Source organism: Brevundimonas sp. UBA5936 (genome assembly GCA_002430835.1).
In the GTDB taxonomy this organism is placed as follows: Bacteria; Pseudomonadota; Alphaproteobacteria; order Caulobacterales; family Caulobacteraceae; genus Brevundimonas.
Map to the genome: position 1 here is coordinate 841 of DJDA01000093.1, position 22,668 is coordinate 23,508.

At 64.2% G+C, this 22,668-nt stretch carries 14 protein-coding genes, 1 tRNA gene and 1 pseudogene; 13 read left to right on the plus strand and 3 right to left on the minus strand.

Features of this window, described 5'->3' with window-relative positions; genetic code table 11:
• A pseudogene (locus B2Y21_RS08895) lies at positions 1-635 on the minus strand (phosphonate-binding protein); the annotation flags it as partial.
• Between the two features lie 286 nt (positions 636-921).
• Here B2Y21_RS08895 and B2Y21_RS08900 point away from each other — a divergent pair.
• Positions 922-998, plus strand: a tRNA-Arg gene (locus B2Y21_RS08900).
• A 122-nt stretch (positions 999-1,120) separates the two neighbouring features.
• Here the strand turns inward: B2Y21_RS08900 and B2Y21_RS08905 are convergent.
• On the minus strand, positions 1,121-1,441 hold the full coding sequence (locus B2Y21_RS08905; RefSeq protein ID WP_292059025.1) for a hypothetical protein: 321 nt from the start codon (positions 1,439-1,441) through the stop codon (positions 1,121-1,123).
• Positions 1,442-1,723: 282 nt separating this feature from the next.
• Complete coding sequence (locus B2Y21_RS08910) at positions 1,724-2,344, minus strand: helix-turn-helix domain-containing protein (protein WP_292059027.1); 621 nt, start codon at positions 2,342-2,344, stop codon at positions 1,724-1,726.
• 296 nt (positions 2,345-2,640) lie between these two features.
• Between B2Y21_RS08910 and B2Y21_RS08915 the strand changes: the two genes are divergently transcribed.
• The 12 genes from B2Y21_RS08915 to B2Y21_RS08970 all read left to right on the plus strand — a co-directional run bounded on the left by B2Y21_RS08915 (position 2,641) and on the right by B2Y21_RS08970 (position 22,488).
• Positions 2,641-5,532 carry a TonB-dependent receptor plug domain-containing protein gene (locus B2Y21_RS08915; protein WP_292059029.1) on the plus strand — a complete coding sequence of 964 codons (2,892 nt, stop codon included), beginning with the start codon at positions 2,641-2,643 and terminating at the stop codon, positions 5,530-5,532.
• Between the two features lie 112 nt (positions 5,533-5,644).
• Positions 5,645-7,444, plus strand: a complete 1,800-nt coding sequence (locus B2Y21_RS08920; protein ID WP_292059031.1) for a DUF885 domain-containing protein — start codon at positions 5,645-5,647, stop codon at positions 7,442-7,444.
• A 13-nt stretch (positions 7,445-7,457) separates the two neighbouring features.
• Positions 7,458-9,629 (plus strand): prolyl oligopeptidase family serine peptidase, encoded by a 2,172-nt coding sequence (locus B2Y21_RS08925; protein WP_292059032.1) that lies wholly within the window; start codon positions 7,458-7,460, stop codon positions 9,627-9,629.
• Between the two features lie 501 nt (positions 9,630-10,130).
• The gene (gene glmS / locus B2Y21_RS08930) at positions 10,131-11,945 is read left to right on the plus strand and encodes a glutamine--fructose-6-phosphate transaminase (isomerizing) (RefSeq protein ID WP_292059034.1); all 1,815 of its coding nucleotides are present in this window, start codon (positions 10,131-10,133) and stop codon (positions 11,943-11,945) included.
• Positions 11,946-11,972: 27 nt separating this feature from the next.
• The gene (locus B2Y21_RS08935; protein WP_292059036.1) at positions 11,973-13,976 is read left to right on the plus strand and encodes a polysaccharide biosynthesis protein; all 2,004 of its coding nucleotides are present in this window, start codon (positions 11,973-11,975) and stop codon (positions 13,974-13,976) included.
• Complete coding sequence (locus B2Y21_RS08940; protein ID WP_292059037.1) at positions 13,969-15,726, plus strand: ABC transporter ATP-binding protein; 1,758 nt, start codon at positions 13,969-13,971, stop codon at positions 15,724-15,726. The genes B2Y21_RS08935 and B2Y21_RS08940 overlap by 8 nt, the downstream gene beginning before the upstream one ends.
• A 110-nt stretch (positions 15,727-15,836) precedes the next feature.
• On the plus strand, positions 15,837-17,030 hold the full coding sequence (locus tag B2Y21_RS08945; protein ID WP_292059038.1) for a hypothetical protein: 1,194 nt from the start codon (positions 15,837-15,839) through the stop codon (positions 17,028-17,030).
• A gap of 128 nt (positions 17,031-17,158) precedes the next feature.
• Positions 17,159-17,518 (plus strand): ATP-binding cassette domain-containing protein, encoded by a 360-nt coding sequence (locus B2Y21_RS08950; RefSeq protein WP_292059041.1) that lies wholly within the window; start codon positions 17,159-17,161, stop codon positions 17,516-17,518.
• Positions 17,519-17,679: 161 nt separating this feature from the next.
• Positions 17,680-18,654: a glycosyltransferase gene (locus B2Y21_RS08955; protein WP_292059043.1), complete on the plus strand. Its 975-nt coding sequence runs from the start codon at positions 17,680-17,682 to the stop codon at positions 18,652-18,654.
• A 132-nt stretch (positions 18,655-18,786) separates the two neighbouring features.
• Positions 18,787-20,196: a hypothetical protein gene (locus tag B2Y21_RS08960; RefSeq protein ID WP_292059044.1), complete on the plus strand. Its 1,410-nt coding sequence runs from the start codon at positions 18,787-18,789 to the stop codon at positions 20,194-20,196.
• A complete protein-coding gene (locus B2Y21_RS08965; protein WP_292059046.1) occupies positions 20,189-21,316 on the plus strand; it encodes a glycosyltransferase in 1,128 nt (375 codons plus the stop codon). The genes B2Y21_RS08960 and B2Y21_RS08965 overlap by 8 nt, the downstream gene beginning before the upstream one ends.
• A 119-nt stretch (positions 21,317-21,435) precedes the next feature.
• Entirely contained in the window at positions 21,436-22,488 is a 1,053-nt protein-coding gene (locus B2Y21_RS08970) for a glycosyltransferase (RefSeq protein WP_292059048.1), read from the plus strand.
• The last annotated feature ends 180 nt before the right edge of the window (positions 22,489-22,668 follow it).

Here is a 22,668-nt window from a genome sequence, read left to right on the forward strand (position 1 = left end):
ACCTGGGCGTTGCGGGTGCGAGGGCTGAGCGAGCCCATGACCACGGCCGCCCCGCCCCTCTGACGCCGCAGCAGTTCGGCGATGGCGTAGACCTGCTCGGTCGAGAAGGCGACGACGGCGCTGCGCCGAGGCAGGCGGGTCAGCTTCTTCGATCCGGCGTAGCTCAGCGTCGACAGCCGGTCGCGGGTCACGATCTCCGCATCTGGAACCAGCGCCCGCATCAGCGGCGCCATCGTCCCGGCGCCCAGGAACATGGTCTCGAACCGTCCGCGCGCGTGAAGCAGCCTCTGGGTGAAGACGTGGCCGCGCTCGGGATCGGCGACCAGCTGAATCTCGTCCACCGCCAGGAAATCGACCGACCGCTCCAGCGGCATGGCCTCGACCGTGCAGACGAAGAAGGCGGGGCGCGGCGGAACGATCTTCTCCTCGCCGGTGATCAGGGCGACCGAGGCCGCTCCGCGTCGCTTGACGATCCGCTCATAGATCTCGCGCGCCAGCAGGCGCAGCGGCAGGCCGATCATGCCCGAGGCGTGACCCAGCATCCGCTCGACCGCCAGATGGGTCTTGCCGGTGTTGGTGGGGCCCAGGATCGCCGTGACGCGCGAGGGGGCCATGCCTGCGGAACGGTCGCTCATGACCGGTCCAAGGTGGCGAACCCCGCCGGGTTTCACAAGCGACGCGGCGGTCGAGATGCCGACGAAAGAGAAATGGTAAGCGGAACCTTACCGACCCCTGGAACGCGGGCGAAACGAATCATGACCGAATCGGCGACGTCCGCTGATTCAGGCTTTGTTCCATACTAGGGATTGTAGCTTAATGGCCCTTAACCACAAGGCGGAACCGCTGCGCGCGGCCGGTAAAGCGACGGGAAACCGCAGGGGCTTCCCTGACGCGGCAACCTCCTTTAGGCAGTGACGCCGTGGCCCCGTAGCTCAGCTGCATAGAGCAAGGCTTTCCTAAAGCCGAGGTCGGAGGTTGGAGTCCTCCCGGGGTCGCCATCACTGTGTAGTGACCCGGCAGGGCCGGTGCAGGTCCAACCAGCTTCTTTGTTGGGGCGGATGCGGCCCGTGACGTTGCGCCTCAGAGTTTGCGCGCGCGGCCTCAACCAGACGCGCCCTATCTAGTCTGGAGCATCATCGGGCTTCGGCACAGGCAGATCGCCCAGCGACCAGTCAGCGCCGATCTTGTTGCCGGCGGCTTCGAGAGATCGGTGGAGGGAGATAAGCGACGAGCGATACTCGACGCCGGTCGCAATGGCCGCCCCGAGCTTGGTTAGAGCTGTCTGGCCGAACGAGGCCGGGAGACCCGCTTCATTGCGCCCGGCGGTCATGCTGGTGAGCAGCACGCCGGCCTGAGCCAATGACATATCGATCCGCAGTTCTGTTTCGCGGAGTTCAGCCGCGATCACGCTCGCGAACTGGTCCAGTCTTTGATCTGTCATGCGCGCGCCCCTTGATTGGTCTGTGTCGACTTGGGCCAATCGCCCATCAGTTCGCGGCTTCGGGGACGAAGCCAAGGAGACCGACAACGGCTGCTGACAAGGGGAGGTGAGTAGGATTCTGACTCTTTGGGGATAACAGAAGATCCGTATAGCGGTTTTTCCGCTAGGTTTGTCGTAGTCCAAGCGCATGGGTGCTGGCTCGTCGCGCGCTTCATGCAGGCGGGGAAATTCGTTTTCGCAGGCGCGAGCGGGCGCGGCTTCCATCGAGAATGAAGGCGGCGTCTAGGGAACCGAGTCTTCTCTAAGGAAGGCTGGAGTGCCGACGTAGAGCAGCAGGACTTCTTCGTCGGAATCGTTGCGCACGAAATGGGTCACGCGGCCGTCGAAATGCATCCCGTCGCCAGGGCCGAGCAGGGCTTCTACGTCGCCGGCGACCGCGGTCAGGGTTCCCTTGATGACGTATCGGAATATCTCGCCGTTGTGGGAGTCCGGCGGAAAGGCGAATCCCGGCGGAATCCGAACCAGCACGGCGTCCATCTTGCGGTCCGGCAGTTCGGACGAAAGGTCGACGTATCCCACGACGGAATCGATATCGACGGTCTTGGGTGCGGCGGCGCGGAACACGATCTGGTTGGTCTGCGGCCACTCCATGAAGTGGGAGACCTCCACCTCCAGCCCCTTGGCCAGACTCATCAGGGACCAGACGGACGGCGTGGTGAGGTTGCGCTCGGCCTGAGAAATGAACGGAGCGGACAGGCCGCTGCGGGTCGCCAGTTCCTGTAGCGTCAGGCCCAGAGCCTTGCGGCGCGCCTTGATGCGATCCCCGATCGGCAGCTTCCGCGTCTGGGATCGCGTCTCGAATTTCAGAAACGCGCTGCTCTTGTCGCGATGAGTCGTCGTCATTCTTTACTCTGCAACGCCCGTTCGTGGTCACGTGAAGGGTCTTCCCGCCAGATATGGCGGCGAGCTAACCCTTGCGCCGAATGAAGCGGCCGCCGCCTTCGTTCCATGCGCTCGGGCACAGTGACAGCGGGTCAGGCTTGCCGCAATCCAAACAAACCTTCGACACGATGATGATCGCGTGTTCCGAAGAAATTCATGAAAACAGCGTGCATATCAAAATTTTTGAAGGTCCAAATTTATTGCGGGCTTTAAGGATGTGAGGCAAGAATGTGATGCTTTTATGAGGGTGGGCGCCAATGAAATTCGCATCAAAACTATACGTCGGCGCTGCGGCGACGGCGCTCTGCATGGCGGCCTTCCCGGCGGCGGCTCAGATTGAGGCCCCGCAGGACGACAATGCGGCGACGGCCGTTGAAGAGATTGTCGTCACCGGCAGCCGCATTCGGCGCAGCGGCGTCCAGACGCCGACCCCGACCACCATCATCAACGCCGAAACGATCCGCCGCTCGGGCGTCAGCGAAATCGCCGACCTCGTGAACGAGATTCCGAGCCTGTTCGTCTCGCAGAACAACCAGACCTCGAACCAGCAGGGCAATGCGGGCCTGAACGCGCTGGATCTGCGTGGTCTGGGCACTGAGCGCACGCTGGTGCTGGTCAACGGCCGTCGTCGCGTGCCCGCCATGCCGGGCTCGTCGGCCGTCGATATCAGCGCCATTCCCTCCGCCCTGGTCGAGCGCGTCGACGTGATCACCGGCGGCGCCTCGGCGCTGTACGGCGCCGACGCCGTGGCGGGCGTGGCCAACTTCATCCTGAAGCAGAATTACGAGGGAATGGAGTTCACCGGAACCTACTCCGGTTCAACCCGCGGCGATCTGCAGGGCTACGACGCCAGCGTTCTGTTCGGTCGGAACTTCCACGACAACCGTGGCAACGTCACCCTGTTCGGCAGCTATAATCAGCACAACGACGCGGTCTTCGGCCAGGACCGTCCTTGGACGGCCGGCGGCGCGCCCTTCTACATTCGCGGCGAAGACGGCAAGTACACGCTGACCGACGGCAACCGCCAAGTGTACGATCTCGACAGCGCCGTCGTGCAGCTGGGCGGGCCAGGCAACCTCTATACGTTCAATCCGGACGGCTCCCTGCGTCGGCCTGTGTACGGGCCCAGCGGCCTTCTGGGCGCCACCACGGGCAACCCGTCGCTGATCAGCTTCCGCACTGACGGGGGCGAGTTCGGCGGACGCTATGACGATTGGGCGCTGGCGGTGCCAAGCGAGCGATATTCGGTCGCCGTTTCGAGCAACTATCAGATCACCGAGAACATCAAGCTGTTCGGCGATCTGACCTACGCCCAGACGGACTCCAAGGGTCTTTATCGCGCCTATTCGGCCTATGGCACGGACGTTCTCTCGGCCAGCAATCCGTTCATCACGTCGGAAATGATCGCGGCCAATGGCGGCGTGGCGACGGGCATCGGCTTCGCGCGTCGCTTCTCGGAACTGGGCCGCCAGGAAACCGAATACGACCGCAACATGTACCAGCTGACCGTCGGCGCCGAGGGTCGGTTCAGCCTGCTGGGCCGCAATGACTGGGAGTGGGTCGCGCACTATTCGAACGGCCGCACGCGCCAGGAAGTGCGCACCCGGAACGCCACCGCCAACGGCCGCTATACTCAGGCGCTGAATGCGGTCGCCGGCCCCAACGGCTCGGTTGTCTGCGCCGATCCGTCCAACGGCTGCGTGCCGCTGAACCCGTTCAAGCCGCTGACGCAGGACGTCATCGACTTCATCCAGTACGACACCAGCCCTTCGGTGCAGACCTTGAAGCAGGAGGTCGTGTCGGCCTATGTCACCGGGTCCGCCTTCGACCTGCCGGCCGGTCCGGTCCAGGTGGTGTTCGGGGCTGAGTACCGCACCGAAAGCAACGACATCGGCGCGACCCCGGAATATGATCCGCTGAGCCCGAAATTCGATGCGAGCATCGGCACGACCGCCACGTCTCTGGTGGGCGACTACGATGTCGCCGAAGTGTTCGCCGAAGTGCGCGTGCCCTTGATCAGCAACGTCACCGGCATCGAGGATCTGTCGTTCGAAGGCGCGGTGCGTCAGTCGGATTACAGCACCGCCGGTGAAACCACGGCCTATAAGGCCTCGCTGAACTGGACTCCGGTCAGCGACATCCGTTTCCGCGGCACCTACGGTCAATCGGTGCGCGCGCCCAACATCAGCGAGCTGTTCACGGCGGGACAGACGGGCGGCGCATGGCTGGCCGATCCCTGCAACTACCATGATGTCGTCAACCGCGTGGACCGGACCGATTTCACGGCCGCCAACTGCGCGGCGATCAAGCCGCAGAACGTGAACACCTACTGGCAGTGGCTGGATGTGATTCAATCGGGCAATGAGGGCCTGGGCGTGGAAACGGCCCAGACCTACACCGCCGGGGTCGTGATCCAGCCGCGCTGGATTCCGAACTTCTCGCTGACGGTCGACTATTTCGACATCGAACTGGAAGACGCCATCGGTTCGTTCGGCGCCCAGGCCATCCTGAACAAGTGCGTGGACCTGCAGTCCATGGACAACATGTTCTGCGGCCTGGTCGAGCGCGATCCGACGACCAACAATCTGATCGCCGTGAACGTGCAGGAATTGAACATGTCGATGTTCAAGACCCGCGGCATCGATTTCGAGGCCAACTACCGCTTCGATCTGAGCTCGGTCGGCATGGGCGAGGAAGCCGGTTCGATTTCGATCAACGCCGTCTACACCAAGCTGCTGGAGCGCAGCTTCATCCTGGACGCCAGCGACGCCTCGACCATCGACGAGACGGTGGGCCTGTTCGGCGCGCCCGAATGGAAGGGCGCCGTCCGCACCACCTGGAACGCCGGACCGTGGACGGCCAACTGGACCCTGCGCCACTTCAGCCCGATGCGGCCGGGCAGCCATGTCACGCCCGACCTGTATGACGTGACGGAAACCGACCACGTCTTCTACAGCGACCTGTCGGCCTCCTATGAGGTGAACGAGCGCGTCTCGCTCTATGGCGGTCTGCGTAACGCCTTCGACGAGGCCCCGCCGCGTATTCCGGGCGCGGAAGCCGGGGGCGCCAACTTTGAATACGGCTATCAGGCCGGCACCTATGACGTGATCGGCCGCACCTTCTATGTCGGCGTGACGCTGCGCCGATAGGCCGACCTCAAACCACGAAGAGGCGAACGCCTCTTCGACTGCTCTTCAATCAGGCGGCGTCGGCATACCGGAGCCGCCTGATGTCTTTCAGGGAAAGCATGGGGAACCCGCGATGAGAACTCTGCTCCTGACGGCGTGCGCCGTATCGTCCATCCTGGCCGGGGCGACTCCGGCCATTGCGGCCGACGTCTCGCCGCCTGCCGTCCGGATGCAGGAAGCCGGGGCTCGCCTGAAGGCCCTGTATGAGGCGGAAACCGACGCCGGCATGGCCCGCTACGGCATCGTCAAGCGGGCGGACGGCGAGTACAGCCCGGCTGTTCGTCACGAGAGCGTCGATCCCGCCTCGCAACAGGAGCGGCTGACCTATGTTCGGGGGCTGTTGCGTCAGCTGGACGCCATCCCGCTGGACGATTTGTCCGCCGAGGATCGCATCAACGCCGCCGTCTTCCGCACCAATCTGGAGCACGCCCTGATCGACGGCCAGTTCCGTCAATGGGAGATGCCGTTCAACAGCGACAGCTCCTTCTGGACCTATCTGGACCAGCCCGGCGCCCTGCGCACGGCCGAGGAATATCGCGCCTATATCGCGCGGATGCGCGACACGCCGCGCTACTTCGACCAGCACCTGGCCAATATGCGCGACGGTCTGGCGCGCGGGTTCAGCGTGCCGCGCGTGACGCTGGAGGGGCGCGAAGCCTCCATCACCAACTTCATCACCGACACGGCCGAAGCCAACGCCTTCTATGCGGCCTTCCGCCAGATGCCGGCGACCATCCCGGCCGACGAGCAGGTCCGCCTGCGCGCCGAGGCGGCGGCGGCCGTCAATGAGGCGGTGATCCCGGCCTATAAGACCCTGCTGGCCTTCTATCTGAATGAGTATCAGCCGCGCGCCCGCACCGCTTTGGCGGCGCGCGACATGCCTGACGGCGTCGCCTACTATGAATCCCAGGTGCGCAAGTACACGACGCTGGAGCTGAGCGGCGAAGAGATCCATCAGATCGGCCTGTCCGAGGTCGCCCGCATCCAGGCGGAAATGCGCCAGACGATGGCGGACGCAGGCTTCCAGGGGTCGTTCGACGAGTTCCTGCACTTCCTGCGCACGGACCCGCAGTTCTACGCCAAGACGCCGGACGAACTAATGATGGTCTCGGCCTGGGTGGCCAAGCGCGCCGACGGCCAGATCGGCAAGCTGATCGGCGCCCTGCCGCGCCGCCGCTTCACCATTATTCCGGTGCCCGATGCGCTGGCGCCCTTCTACACGGCGGGGCGTGGCGGGCTGGAATCCTGCCAGATGAACACCTACGACCTGCCCAGTCGGCCGCTGTACAACATCCCGGCCCTGACCCTGCACGAGTGCGCGCCTGGCCACAGCTTCCAGATGGCCCTGGCCGAGGAACAGGCCGGCGGGCCGGCCTTCCGTCGCCACACCTATTTCTCGGGCTATGGTGAAGGCTGGGGGCTCTATACGGAATGGCTGGGCGTCGAGATGGGCATCTATCGCACGCCCTACGAGAACTTCGGCCGCCTCAGCTATGAGATGTGGCGCGCCGCGCGTCTGGTGATCGACACGGGGGTTCACCTCAAGGGCTGGTCGCGCGAACAGGCCATCGACTATCTGGCGGGCCATACGGCCCTGTCGCGCCACGAGGTCGAGACCGAGGTCGATCGCTACATCAGCTGGCCGGGCCAGGCCCTGTCCTACAAGCTGGGCGAGCTGACCATCCGCCGTCTGCGCGGCGAGGCCGAGGCCGCCCTGGGCGAGAACTTCGACCCGCGTCCTTTCCACGATGAAATCCTGGCCCTGGGCGCCGTGCCCCTGACCACGCTGGAAGAGCATATGCGGGCCTACATCGCGCGCGGCGGCAAGCCCGTTGTCGCGGCTCAGGGCGTCGTCGCTCCGTCACAGTCCTAGAAGCGGAAGCCCCATGTCGGACATCCGCCTGCTCAACCGACGCCGCGCCTTGCTGCTGGGCGCCGCGACGGGGGCGAGTCTGCTTTGTCCGGCCGTTGCGACGGCCCGGTCTGAGCCGCCGTGGGGCGCCTATCCGCCGACGCCCGTGGAGCCGGTGATCGACCTCTACGGCGAGGTCGCGGTCGAGGATCCCTATCGCTGGCTGGAAGCGGACATCCGCACGTCCGAGCGGGTGCAGGCCTGGACCACGGCGCAGAACGCCGTCTCGGACGCCTATCTGCAGGGCCTGGACGGGCGCGCGAAAATCCGCGCTCGCCTGGACGCCCTGTTCGACATTGAAACCATCGGCCCGATCGCCACGGCCGGAGAGGCTCAGTTCTTCATGCGCCGCGCCAGAGGCGAGGAACAATCCTCTCTATGGGTGCGCCAGGGCGAGACGGGCGAGGCGCGCAAGCTGCTGGACCCCGCGCAATGGTCGGCCGACGGTACGGCGGCGCTGGCGGGCTATGCGGTGTCGCCTGACGGCCGCTACGTCGCCTACGCCCGACAGGACGCCGGTTCCGACTGGCGCGTCTGGCGCGTGCTGGATCGCAACAGCGGTCAGACCCTGGCCGACGCCATTCACTGGAACAAATACTCCAACGCCTTCTGGGCTGCGGACGGTTCGGGTTTCTACTACGCGCGCTTTCCTCAGCCCGATGCGATGTTCCTGTCGGGCAACAGCGGACAGCAGCTTTATTTCCACCGCCTCGGCGACCCTCAGGATGCGGACGTCCTGATCTATGAGGACAAGGCCAACCCGGACTATATGTTCATCGGCCAACTGTCCGCCGATGGCCGCTATCTGCTCATCAACACCGGATACGCGGGCGGCGGGATCACCCTTCTGTATAAGGATCTGACCCGGCCCGGCGCGGACTTCGTGCCCATCGACCTCGGCCCGGCCGAACCGCTCGCGGGCAACTATTTCATCGGCTCGCGGGGCGCGACGCTCTATGTGCTGACCAGCGTGGGCGCCGCCAACTGGCGCCTCGTTTCCGTGGACGCCGAGCGTCCCGACGAAATCAAGGAAGTCGTGCCGGAACGCGCTTTCCCGCTGCGAGGCGCGCTGCTGGCCGGCGACGCCCTCATTCTCAAGTATCTGACCGACGGCAGCGACACCCTGATCAGCCGTTCGTTGCGCAACGGTCGTGAGCGCGCCGTTTCACTGCCGGGCTTCGGCGTGGTGCAAGGGCTGTCGCGCGCGGCCCAGCCGGGCCAGATCTACTATCAGTATTCCGGCTTCGGTCAGCCGCTGACGACCTATCGGTACGATGTGGCGCGCCGACGCTCCGTGGTCGTCGACAAGCCGCAAGGCCCGGTCGAGCCTTCCCACTATCAGGTCGAGCGCGTGGTCGTGACGGCGCGCGACGGCAATCGCGTTCCCCTGTTCATCGCGTCTCGCAAAGGCCTGGCGCGGCGCGGCGACGCTCCGACCATCCTCTACGGCTATGGCGGCTTCGGCGCTTCCTATCCGCCCGACTTCAGGCCGGAGCAGGTGACGTGGATGGACATGGGCGGGGTGTTCGCCATCGCCGCCCTGCCGGGAGACGGCGTCTATGGCGAGGCCTCTCACAGGGCCGGAATGCTGGCGAATAAGCCTGCGGTGTTCGACGCCTTCAACGACTGTGCGGTTCACCTGATCGCGTCGGGCTATACGCGGCCCGAACGGCTCGCGGCCTTCGGCTACAGCAACGGCGGTCTGTTGGTCGGGGGCGCCGTCGCCCGCCGTCCGGACCTCTATGCGGCGGCCATGCCGACCGTGGGCGTGCTGGACATGCTGCGCTTCACGCAGTTCACGAACGGCCGGCTGTGGATCCGCGAGTACGGCGATCCTCAGGACGCCGCCCTGTTCCCCGTCCTGCACGGCTACTCGCCTTACCACGCCGCCGTCCGGGGGCGGCGCTACCCAGCCCTGCTGATCGGCACGGGAGACACGGACGACCGCGTCGCGCCGATGCACAGTTTCAAATACGCCGCCCGCCTGCAGGCGCTGGCCGATCCCTCGCGGCCCGTTCTGTTGACGGTGGACAAGGATTCCGGCCACGGCGCAGGCAACAGCCGATCCAAAACCGCCAAGAGCGCCGCCGACCGCCTGGCCTTTGCAGCGAGTCACCTGGGACTGGCGGTCGGCGCCCTGGAGTGAACGCCTGCGCGTCGCTGGTTTCGTCTCGCAAATGCAAGCCGTCCATCGCCAGCAGACTTTCAACGAGTCTTATCCGTCGATTTTAGGTTGTTTCTGGGGGGGGGCTGAGCAGCCGGAAGGCGCCGGAACTGCTTGAAAAGAATGGTGGACGCGACAGGGATTGAACCTGTGACCCCTACGATGTCAACGCTGACATCTATAGCGAATTCAATGACTTCCGGTTCTCCGCACCAGAAAAAGACAAACGAAAACAGCCCGCTCGCCCAGGGTATTATGGGCGTTTCTTGGGCAGGACGTTTCTTACCGGCCGAACTGGAGCCCCCTCCACTAGCCTGTTGTTAGTGGGGCATTTCTGCGCCTTCAGCACAAGGCTGACGTGAAGTTGCCGGTCAGTGCTTCCCCGCCCCGGTGCAACATCCGTTAAAGATGTGACAACGCAACCTTATTGCGCTAAGGCCCCCCATCCAAGGCGCGGCGGCGCCGTCTCGAGCGCCTTTGTCTATGTGCGGCATCATCGGCATCACCGGCGAAGGTCAGGTCGTTCCGCGCCTGCTCGACAGCCTGAAGCGGCTGGAATACCGGGGCTATGACTCTGCGGGCGTCGCCGCCGTGGTCGATGGTCGCATCGAGCGCCGCCGCGCCAAGGGCAAGATCCGCGCGCTGGAAGAGGTGCTCGCCGACGAGCCGCTGAAGGCCACCGTCGGGATCGGCCACACCCGTTGGGCGACGCACGGCGCGCCGAACGTGCCCAACGCCCACCCGCACCGGGCCGGGCGCGTGACGCTGGTTCACAACGGCATCATCGAGAACTTCGCCGAGCTGAAGGCTGGACTGACGACTCAGGGCCATGTGTTCGAAAGCCAGACTGACACCGAGGTGGTGGCCCATCTGCTGGACCAGGCCCTGTCCGAAGGACTGCCGCCGCTGGACGCCTTCAAGGCGACGCTGGACCGGCTGACCGGCGCCTATGCGCTGGCGGTGCTGATCGAAGGCGAGGACGGGCTGATTTTGGGCGCCCGGCGCGGCAGCCCCCTGGTGGTCGGCTGGGGCGAGGGCGAAATGTACCTGGGCTCCGACGCCCTGGCGGTCGGCCCCTTCACCCAGAAGATCTCCTATCTGGAGGAGGGCGACTATGTCGCCGTGGATCGCTCGGGCGCGCGCATGTTCGATGCCGGCGGCGCCGCCGTCGAACGCGCGATCGTCCAGGTCTCGGCCTCCTCGGCCATGGTGGAGAAGGGCGAATATCGCCACTTCATGGAAAAGGAGATCCACGAGCAGCCCGACAGCGTCCAGCACACACTGTCGGAATACCTCGACCTGGTGACTGGCAAGGCCAAGACGGGAACGATCGACTTCTCAGCCGTCGACCGCGTTCAGATCATCGCCTGCGGCACCGCCTTCTATGCGGGGCAGATCGGCCGCTATGCGTTTGAGCGCATCGCCGGCCTGCCGTGCGACGTCGAGATCGCGTCCGAGTTCCGCTACCGCTCGCCTGCCTTGTCTAAGAACACCCTGGCCGTCGCCGTCAGTCAGTCGGGCGAGACCGCCGACACCTTGGCCAGCCTGACCTGGTGCAAGCGCGAGGGGCTGAGAACCGCGGCCGTGGTCAATGTTCACTCGTCATCGATGGCGCGCGAGGCGGACGTGCTGTGGCCAACCCACGCCGGCCCGGAGATCGGCGTGGCCTCCACCAAGGCCTTCACCGCTCAGGTCGCGGCGCTGCTGGCGCTGGCCGTCGCCGCCGGCGTTCAGCGCGGCCGCGTTGATGCGGACAAGGAAGCCGAACTGGTCAAGGCGCTGTTCGAGAGCCCGCGCCTGATCGCTGAAGCCCTGCGGATGGACAACAGCATCAAGGCCGTCGCCCATGATCTGGCCAAGGCCGACGACGTGCTGTTCCTGGGGCGCGGGGCCATGTTCCCGCTGGCCATGGAGGGCGCGCTGAAGCTGAAGGAGATCAGCTACATCCACGCCGAGGGCTACGCCGCCGGCGAGCTGAAGCATGGCCCCATCGCCTTGATCGACGAGGAAACGCCGACGGTCGCGCTGGCGCCATTGGACGACGTGTTCGAAAAGACCGCCTCCAACCTGCAGGAGGTCTCCGCCCGCGGCGGCCCCGTCATCATGATCGCGCCCGAAGCCGCCCCAGCCCCGCACGGCGCCAGCATCCACCGCATCGACGCCCCGAACTGCCACCCGTTGATCGCGCCCCTGGTCTACGCCGTCCCGGTGCAACTCCTCGCCTACTACACCGCCGTCCAGAAAGGCACGGACGTGGATCAGCCCAGGAACCTGGCGAAGTCGGTGACGGTGGAGTGATCATGCTCGTACTGAAGGCCTGCTGACATGGCGCACCGCTTCAAGGCGCCCGCGCGCTACGGCGCGACCGACGCGACCAAGTTCGCCCTGCACATGTGCGTGCTCTTCATCGCATTTGTCGCCGCTTATGAGATACGCCGCGCGCTGCCGATCACCTGGTGGATGACCAACAGCGACGCTTTACGCGTGCTGGGCTGGGCTGGGCTCTACGCCGCTATCGGCGGCGGCATCGAACTGATCGCCAAGACCGAGCGCTCCGCCTGGCGTTTCACCTCACTCAATGACCTGCTTGCCATCAGCCGCAGCCTGCTGGCTGGCATGGCGCTGTTCCTGCTGGTCATCTTCGTACTTGATCGAGGCTTGCAGCTACCTCGCTCGGTTCTGGTGCTTGCATTTCTCTTCAGCCTCCTGGGCTTGGCGGGGCTCCGGGTGTGCTGGCGCCTAGCTCACAATCCCCACATCCTTCGTCAGTCGTTGGCCGGAGAGGTGATCAGAGCGCGTTCGTCCCCAGCCGCAGGCAAGACACCCATGTTGATGGTCGGCGATATGCGATCCGCCGACGCCCATCTGCGCCACTTCCAGGCCGACCCCGCATCGCCCTACCGCCCCATAGGTTTGATCACGCCAAATGGAGGTGAACTGGGACTTCACATTCACGGCGTGCCGGTGCTGGGCCTGATCGGCGAGTGGCGGCTGCCGGATCCATCATCATCAGAAGCGAAGTACGCGATCCTCTTCCTCGACGATCCGGTTCAAGCCTGGAACGTCAGCCCTGCCCGTATCGGTGAAGTTCGCAAAGCAGGTCACACCCTGTTGCGACCTCGGATGTTCGTGGATTTGTCTGCGGCCAACGCAGACCCCTACGCGCTGAAAGAGATACCGCTTGAGGAGTTCCTACCCCGTACCCCGATCCGGCTCGACTCAACGCGAGTTCAAGCGCTGATCAAGGGCAAGCGGGTGCTGGTGACCGGCGCCGGCGGCAGCATTGGCTCAGAGATTTGTCGCCAAGCCGCCGCTCTCGGCTGCGCCCACCTCGCCCTGCTAGACCACTCCGAGTTCGGCCTGTTCAAAATCGACCAAGAGATCGCGGGCGCCCATCCGCACTTGTCACGACGCGAGATCATTTGCGACGTGCGCGACCGTGCCCGGGTCGCGGCACACCTGGCCCAAGAGGCGCCTGACATCGTCTTTCACGCCGCCGCGCTGAAACATGTCCCCATGGTCGAAAACCACCCGATCGAGGGCGTGTTGACGAATGTGGTGGGCACCTGGAACGTGGCCGAGTCGGCGCGCGAAGCCCGAGTGCCGCACATGGTGATGATCTCCACCGACAAGGCGGTTGATCCGTCCAACATCATGGGAGCCACCAAACGGCTTGCTGAGGCCGTCGTGCGCGGCCTGCATGGCCGGGGCGGTGACACCAACTTCAGCGTGGTCCGCTTCGGAAACGTGCTGGGCTCGGCGGGGTCGGTGGCCCCAATCTTCCAGGACCAGATCCGGCGCGGCGGCCCTGTAACCGTCACCCACCCAGAGGTGGAGCGCTACTTCATGACTATCCCCGAGGCCGTTCAACTCGTGCTGCACGCCACGGCCGAAAGCGCCGTCCGCCCCCGAACCCAGCCGAGCGTCTTTGTTTTGGACATGGGCGAGCCGGTGAAAATCGTGGAACTCGCGCGCAACATGATCTCGCTGCACGGACTAAAACCGGATGCGGACATCCCCGTCATCTTCACCGGCTTGCGTCCCGGCGAGAAGCTGACCGAAGAGCTGGTGGACTCCAGCGAACGAATCTTGGCGCGGCTAGACTCGGTTATCGAGGTGGTGGACCAGGGGACGTCAGCCGTCATGTCTGAAGATCAGGTCAAGGCGCTGCAGGCGCTGGCCCGAGGCGACGATGAGGCCGCAGTGCGACTGGAGGTTTATGAACACGTCGCGAGATTGCGAGGGAGCGTGGGGAGCGGCTTTGCGGGTGCAGGCGCCAATTTTCCTCAATCAGAGACGTCGGGCTCCGGGGGAGGCGCCGATGATTAGCGCCTCTGAGACAAGGCCGCGTGCCGCCCTGCTCTCCGTCGTAGCCGGCCTGTTCCGACACTTGCCGCATCAGCTTCGCCGGGCCGCGATCGGCGTGCTGGTGCTTATGCTCGTCGGGGCAGGGGCGGAGCTTTTCACGCTGGGCGCGCTGTTGCCGTTCCTGGCGGCTGTGGCCTCGCCGGAGAACTCGCCGCTGTTGCAGGCGATGCAGCCGCTGTTCGGACTGGTCGGCGCGCAGACGCCGCGCGAGGTGCTGCTCACCTTGACCGGCCTGTTCGCGCTGGCGGCGCTGACGGCGGCCGTGCTGCGGCTGATCCTGCTGTGGGCGAGCCAGAGATTCGTCTACAGCGTGTCCTATGAGCTGGGCGTGAAGTTGTATGCAGACACGCTGCGACAGCCCTATTCCTATCATCTGAGCCGCAACAGCAGCGAGATCATCGCCTCGATAACCAAGGTCGAGATGATCACGCACCAAGTCCTGAATCCGCTGATGACGGCCGCTGTCGCCGTGGTGATTTCCGTCGCCATCATCATCGGGCTGATCGTCGTCGATCCGGTCGTGGCGTTGCTGTCGGGGGGCGGGTTTGTCGCCGTCTATCTGCTGGTCTCCCTGGCCACCCGGCGCCGTCTCCAGGCCAATGGCGTGGTCATCGCGCGGTCGCAGGGCGCACGCGTGCGCGCACTCCAGGAAGGTCTCGGCGGCATCCGCGACGTGCTGTTGGACAGATCGCAATCGGTGTTCGTCGACACCTATCAGAAGGCCGAGGCGGACTTCCGCGACGCCCGCGCTCGCAACGCCCTGTTCGCCAATGCGCCCCGGTTTCTGGTGGAAGGTCTGGGATTGGTTCTGATCGCCGGCATAGCGGTCGCGGTCACAGGCCGTTCCGGCGGCTTCAGCGCGGCCGTCCCGGTTCTTGGTGCGCTCGCGCTGGGCGCCCAGAAGCTGCTGCCGCTGATCCAGCAAATCTATCAGGGATGGTCTTCCGCCCTCGGCAACCGGCAGAACCTGATGGATGTCAGTGAACTGCTGTCCCGCACCGTGCCGCCCGTCGGGCAGGCGGCAACCGCGCTGCCCTTTGCCGACTCCATCCAGCTGACGGATGTGAGCTTCGGCTATGAGGGCGCAGGCGCGCGCGCGCTGTCGGGCATCAGTCTGGAAATTCGCAAGGGCATGCGGCTCGGCATCGTCGGCAAGAGCGGCAGCGGCAAATCGACCCTGATGGATCTGATCCTCGGCCTGCTGGAGCCGAGCGAAGGCCAGATCGCGGTGGACGGGGTCCGACTGACGCCGGGAAACCGCGCCGCCTGGCAGAGAAACATCGCTCATGTGCCGCAGGCGATCTTCCTGGCTGACGCCAGCGTGGCGGAAAACATCGCCTTCGGCGTCAGGAAGCGGGACATCGACCTCGAACGCGTGCGACGCGCGGCCGAACAGGCCGAGCTGGCGGATGTGATCGCCGCACTTCCGAACGGCTACGAGACCCGTGTGGGCGAGCGCGGCATCCAGCTCTCCGGCGGCCAGCGCCAGCGGATCGGCATCGCCCGCGCGCTCTATAAGCAGGCTACCGTCCTGGTGTTCGACGAGGCGACCAGCGCCCTAGATGTGGAAACGGAAACAGCCGTGATGGCAGCGGTGGAACGGCTCGACAGGCGACTGACTATCCTCATCATTGCTCATCGACTGTCGACACTGGATGGGTGTGACTCCATCGCGAGACTGAGTCGTGGCTCCATCATCAATGATGCATAGACGATTGATGGAAGAGGGCGAACACCGCATAATCGAGCAGAACAGCGCTTCGAAGAAATCGCGATCTCTTTCAGTTCTGGATGTAAACGTGTCGGATATGGAGATCCGGCGTGCCTGTGGAGGCGAATAAGACCATGAGAGTATTTGCTATCATGGGCTCTAATCCCAACATGTTTCCGTCTATGTACCACCTCGTGTCGAGGATGAGTGCTGGTGCGGCGGTTGTTCGGTTTGCGTGTAAGTACCCGCCGGACCTGACTGACATCGGTAGTGCCGACGTTGAGCACATTCATGTTCCAGACTCGAAAGGATTTCTGAGCAGGATACCCCTTCTGCGTACCAATTTCATTAACCTGCTCGTCACGGCAGTCAGGTTCAAGCCTGACTTGATCATCGCTCAGGAGTCGTATGTTCTCGTTGCTATTGTGTATAAGATACTAGCAGCGCCGTTTCGCCGAACTAAGGTCGCGGGATTCTTCTATGACTATACCGACGCTGGTACCAGCACTAGGCTGATAGGTGTCCTCGCTAAGTTCATCAGTACCTACATCGATGTTTGCCCGATGCGGTTGAAGTGGAGACAGGATGCCTGGCCACTCCTGCGGGCATCTCAGTTCGTCATGAGGCTCTCTCCCCCGCGATCAGCGGGTGTGAATATAACGGTAAACGAGCACCCAAGCGTCGTCTATGTTGCCTCACCCAATGTATTAACAAAGATGGACCCATCACGATTATCGAAGTTTATTTCGAGACTTTGTGATCGTGGCATTAAAGTGCACTGGTATCTTTCTGGTGGGGAAACGCTGACGCCCGACCTCGATCAACTTGCGACTGCCAAGAGTATGGCGTCTAGCGATAATTTCGCGGTTTTTCCTGCCATTCCGAAGTCAGCACTTGCTGCAGTGTTGGCCAGGTATGATGCAGGGCTTTTCTGGGCGCCGCTGTCGGATAATCGAGGCAACAAGTCTTTCTTTATTTCTGCGGCTTCCAACAAGATCGGTGAGTATCTCGCCGCTGGCCTCATCATCGCGCACACGGGCAACCCGGGGCTGTCTTACCTCCCTGATGACGTTTGCGCTCCATTCGACCCGACGGATCCTGAAGCTGGGGCCGACCACGTCGCTGCCGCTCTAAGCGACCGAGCCGAGATCAAGCGGAAGCGCCAAGTAGCCTTCCGTTATCATCTAGACGAAATGAACTTCGAGGCCCAGGCAGATCCTGTTTTTCGCCACCTTATGAATAGGCGGGAGGTAATCGAAGGTGCGGGCGCTCATCGTTTCCGGTCGAAGGGATCATGCCTCTAACATGTGCTCGAAACGCGTTCTCGAACCGGATGCTTTGCTCAGCTTCGGCAGCAGCCCCGATAGCTCCGCCGATGTTAAGCGGGGGCCATTTGTATCCCGATGCTCGACATCTAACGGCGGAGCCTAAGATGAAAGTGCTCTTCGTTAGTCATTTCGCGCCGTTGTCGCTGAGCTCCTGGCAGGCCCAGTTGGCGGATGTGATCGCCGCGCTTCCGAACGGCTACGAGACCCGGGTGGGCGAGCGCGGCATCCAGCTCTCCGGCGGCCAGCGCCAGCGGATCGGCATCGCCCCGGCGCTTTATAAGCAGGCCGCCGTCCTGGTGTTTGAGGAAGCGACGCGCGCCTTGGACAGTGAGACGGAGATGTCCGTTATGGCGGCAATTGAACGCCTGGATCGCAACTTGACCATCCTAGTCATCGCCCACCGCCTATCCACATTGGATGGATGCGAAGCGACAGTGCAGCTAGCGCACGGCCGCATTCAATGAGTTCTGCCCCAGCCCCGAGCGGCGCCTCTCGGCCGGAAGGACGAACCGATGCCGAGGTAGTAGTTGTCTCCCGCGGAGTGGGTCTGACCGCTCTTCAGAGTAGAGCGATCACAACATCCAGCCAAAAGTTTGAGCGTAGCTTCGTTGAGTCCTACGCGAAGATGTATCCGGTCAAGCTGATACATTTGGGGGGGCATGCGAGATCCAGTCGAACGAAAGTGGGGAACATTGAAGTTCACCAGTCGAATTTCCCGTGGTTCATGTGGAACGTGCTTGCGGCGCCGACGCGGAGAGGTGTCATATTCGTTACGGGGTACGATCCACGCATCATCGTCCAGTGTCTGCTGCTGAAGCTTGTCGGCTATAGGCCCTATGCGTTCATATACGACACCCATCTGCTGGCGACGTCTAAGTTTCGCCCCATCAAAAGATGGCTGGCGAATACATATTTCGCGCTTGGTTTTTCGCTGGCAACCCGTCTGAATGGCTGGATCGTTCTGAATGACCGCTTCGTGACGTCTTCCAGGTTGAAGGTCCGATATATCAAGATTCCTGTGGGCGTAGAGGACGAGCTCAGCCCTCCTCAAGATAGCAAAGCGGATGAGCAACGCTGTCGTGTATTTATGGTCGCGGGTACGTTGAATGAGGACAACGGAACGGGCCTGCTGTTAACTGCCTTCCAGTCAATAAGAAGGCCCGACGTTGAACTTCACATTTACGGCTATGGTCCGCTGACGGACCTGGTGTGTTCCGCCGCCGAGAAGGATCGCAGGATCAAGTACCATGGCGCCATTCCCAACGCGCAGATAATCGCTGCGCAGCGACGGGTCGCGTGTCTAGTTCATCTCCGTGATCCCAAGGCGGTAACCTCCCAATACGCATTTCCATCAAAGCTGGTGGAGTATCTAGTGAGTGGAACGCCCGTGTTATCGAATATATTTCCCGGGATAGAGGGATTGGATCAGTATATTATTCCAATAAAGGACTTTGATGAGGAATCGGTTTCCGGACGAATGTTGGACTTTCTCGAGGATCGAATTGCTGTGCCGGACTCGGGCTTGACATTCGAGCGCCTAAAGGAACAGCAAAGCTGGTCTCGTATCTCCCGAGATATCACCCAGTTTGTTAGAGGATAGCCGAGAGTGCTGGCCGGCCTGGACCCGTATGCCGACGCGTCAAAGCTCAGACGCCCGAGCTTCACTGCTGATTGCTTGAGCTATCGTGGAGGCGGCGATGAGTGATGACGGTTGGTACTGCAGGGCGACGCTATGGAAATGAGCAGTCGGCACCCCTCCACGTCGCACTTAGCGGTGCTTGGCACTGGCGCGCTCCGCGTCAACCTGCTGACCTATTTGCCACTCGTCCTGCTGCTCGCTCTGCGGCTAGCGGCCCCGTCCACGGCGGGGCTCGCCTACGCGGGTCTTGCTGCCTACGCCCTGCTGGGACGCAGACAGGCCATCTATGCGCTCACCCTGTCCTGGCTCTTCACCATGGTCAATCCGGGCATTGCGCCGGAGAGCGCGGGCGCGGGCGCAGGGCGGTATCTTGTCATGCTGGCGGCGGCCTCCTCGGCCTTGTTTCGCAGCGGCTTTCTGACGCGGCATCTTCGGGTTCGCCCCTTTACGGCCGCGACGGTGTTGCTGAGCGGGTTTTTCGTTCTGCATTCGGTGCTGGTCAGTCCGTTGCCGGACGTGTCGATCCTCAAGGCTCTGTCCTGGGGCCTGACCATGACCGCCCTGCTTTCGCTTTGGCTCGGCTTGTCTCCGTCCGAGTTTGCGGCGGCCACGCGGGACTTGTTCTGGGGGCTGGTCCTGGTGCTGGTTCTCAGCCTGCCATTTCTGGTGCTGCCGCAGGGATTCCTGAGAAATGGCACAGGCTTTCAGGGCATTCTCAACCACCCGCAGGCGTTCGGTTCGACGATGGCTCTGCTCGGCGCCTGGGCCGGCGCCCGCATGTTCGGGGAGCGGCGGCCGAGCTGGCTGCTGATCGCGCTCACCGGGGGAAGTCTCGTCCTGGTGTTTCTGTCCGAGGCGCGCACCGGCGGCGTGGCCATGGTTCTGGGGCTCGGTTTGTCGCTGGTGCTCTCGCCGGTGTTCGCGGGGCGGAGCCTGATCCGGATGGCGCCCGGCTTCGGCAGTGGTCGCGTGTGGTTGACGCTCGGGGCGGGCGCGATCGCCAGCCTCGCCATGGCCGCTACCTTTGCGGATCTGATCGGCAGGTTTCTGTCCAAGTCGAACCGCAGCGGCACGAGCGGGTTGTTCGACGCCTATGAAGCGTCCCGCGGTTTCCTGATTGACCGCATGGTGGCGAATATCGCCGATGACCCGCTTCGCGGCATCGGTTTCGGCATCGCATCTGAACCGTCCCTGATGGTGGTGGAACGAGATCCTGTCCTGGGTCTGCCCCTGGGGGCGGCGATCGAGAAGGGCATCGCGCCCCTGGCTGTGCTGGAGGAACTCGGCGTGATCGGGGCGCTTCTGGTAGCCGCGTGGATCATCTGGCTGTTGCGCAGGGGCGCGGTAGGGGGGCTCGCGCCCTTCGCCGTCTGCCTGACGGCCCTCGCGCTCAACATGGGAGAGAACACGCTGTTCTCGCCCGGAGGCCAAGGCATGTTGCCCCTGATCCTGTTTGGCTGGATTTACGCCAGCGGAAGCCGGCGGGCGGGCTCCCATGTCTAGGCCCGTCTGGTTCTGGCAGCGCATCGTCTCGCCGCATATGGCGGGCCTCGCCTCGGCTCTCGCCGGGCGGGGCGTGGAAGTGACCTATGCGGCGGAGCGGCCGATGTCGGCGGATCGCGCGGCCCAGGGGTGGGGCACGCCCGATCCGGGCGGCGCGCGTCTGGTCTATGCCCAGGATGCGGCGGCCGCCGGCCGCCTGGCGCGGTCGGCGCCCGCGGACAGCCTGCACATCTGCCAGGGATTGCGCGGCAATGGCGTGGTCGCGACGGCTCAGGCCGTGCTGGCCCAGCGTGGGCTGACGCAGTGGGTGGTGATGGAGACGGTGGAGAACACCGGCTGGCGTGGTCTTGTCCGACGTCTGGAGTATCGCAGATTGATCGCCAGCAGGCGCAAGGCCGTGAGCGGCTATCTCGCGACCGGTCACGAAACCGCCGACTGGCTGGTGGCGCGGGGCGCCCGTGCGGACCGGGTGTTCCCCTTCGCCTATTTCCTTGCGGACGAGATCGGGCGCGGACCGGCGCCGTCCCGGCCGCCCGGCGGCTTTCGCATCCTGTTCGTCGGTCAGTTCATAGAACTCAAGCGGCTCGACCTCCTGATCCGGGCCGTGGCGGCGCTCGGGCGCGAGGACGTCGAACTCCAGGTGATCGGATCAGGCCCTCAGGAGGAGATGCTCCGGCGCCTAGCTGCCGAGGCCCTGGGGTCGCGCCATCGGTGGATCGGCCGGGTCCCCTCGGGCGATGTTCCGGGCCGGATGGCGCAGGCGGACCTTCTGGTTCTGCCCAGCCGGTACGACGGTTGGGGCGCGGTGGTGTCGGAAGCGATCATGGTCGGCACGCCGGCCGTTTGCAGCGACCGCTGCGGCTCGGCCGGCGTGGTTCGGGCCAGCGGACGGGGCGGGGTGTTTCCGGCGGACGACCTGGGCGCCCTGACCGCTTTGCTGCGCCGTCTGGTGGACGAAGGGCCGCCCTCGACGCAGCAACGCGCTGCGCTGGCGCAGTGGGGGCGGCGATTGGGCGCCGGCGCCGGCGCGGACTATCTGAAGGCGATCCTCGCCTTCGCGGACGCGGGTGGTGATCGCCCGGCGCCGCCGTGGATGATTCCTGCGGGGAAATGTCAGTGACCCGCCCCGTTATCCTGACCTTCGCGGGGCATTACCTGCCCGGCTACAAGGCCGGCGGGCCGATCCGCAGTCTGGTCAACATGGTCGAGCAGCTGGGGGACGCCTTCGACTTCCGCATCGTGGCGGCGGACCGTGATCTGGGGGACGCGGCGCCGTTCGAGGGCGTCGCCGTCGACGCGTGGAACACGATCGGCGACGCGCGGGTGTTCTATCGTTCGCCGGGCGCGGCGGGTTGGCGCGCCCTGCTGCAGAGCCTGAACGAGACATCGTTCGACCTGATCTATCTAAACAGTTTTTTCTCGCCGAACGCGACCTTGCGCCCGCTGGCCTATTGTCGAACGGGGCGCCTGACACGAAAGCCGGTGCTGCTTGCGCCGCGCGGCGAGTTCTCGGCCGGCGCGCTCGCGCTGAAGCCTCTCAAGAAGCGGCTGTTCATCGCGCTGTCGAAGGGAATCGGTCTGCATCGCGACGTGATGTTCCAGGCGTCGTCTGAGCATGAAGCGGCCGACATTCGCCGGGTGCTGGGCGATGTGTCCATTCACGTCGCCTCCAACCTGCCCGGCCGTTCCGGACCAGGCGGCGGCGCCGACGCGTCCGCTCTGGTCGCCACCGACCGACCGCTGCGCGCCGTCTTCCTGTCGCGTATAAGCCCCAAGAAGAACCTGCTGGGCGCGATAGAGATCCTCGCGCGGGTCGCGACGCCGGTGACGTTCGACATCTATGGGGTGATAGAGGATCAGGCTTACTGGGCCCGCTGTGAGGCCGCCATTGCCGCCTTGCCGGCCCATGTCCAGGTGCGATATCGACGGCCCCTACGGCCGGATGAGGTAGCCGACGTCCTGGCGGCGTATGACCTTTTCTTTCTGCCCACGCTGGGTGAAAACTACGGTCACGTCATCCGCGAAGCTTTATCGGCAGGATTGCCGGTGCTGATCAGCGACCGCACGCCCTGGCGCGGCCTGGCCGCCCAGTCTGCGGGCGCGGACCTGCCGCTGGAGGCGCCGGACGCCTTCGTCGAGTGGATCGAGCATTTCGCCAGGCTCGCGCCGGACGAGCGGAACGCCATGCGCCGCGCCGCGCGGGCCCGAGGCGACGATCCCGCGGCGGCGGCGGCGGCCGCCGGAGCCAACCGAACGATGCTGCTGTCCGCCCTTGGCGCGGCTGCCGCCTAAGACATCTTTTCAGGACTTCCAGACCATGTTCAAGGACAAGACCCTGCTGATCACCGGCGGAACCGACTCGTTCGGCAACGCCGGGCTTCGCCGATTTTTGTCGTCAGATATTGGCGAGAACCGCGTATTCAGTCGCTGCGGGAAGAAGCAGGACGACATGCGTGAGCGCTATGGCTCGTC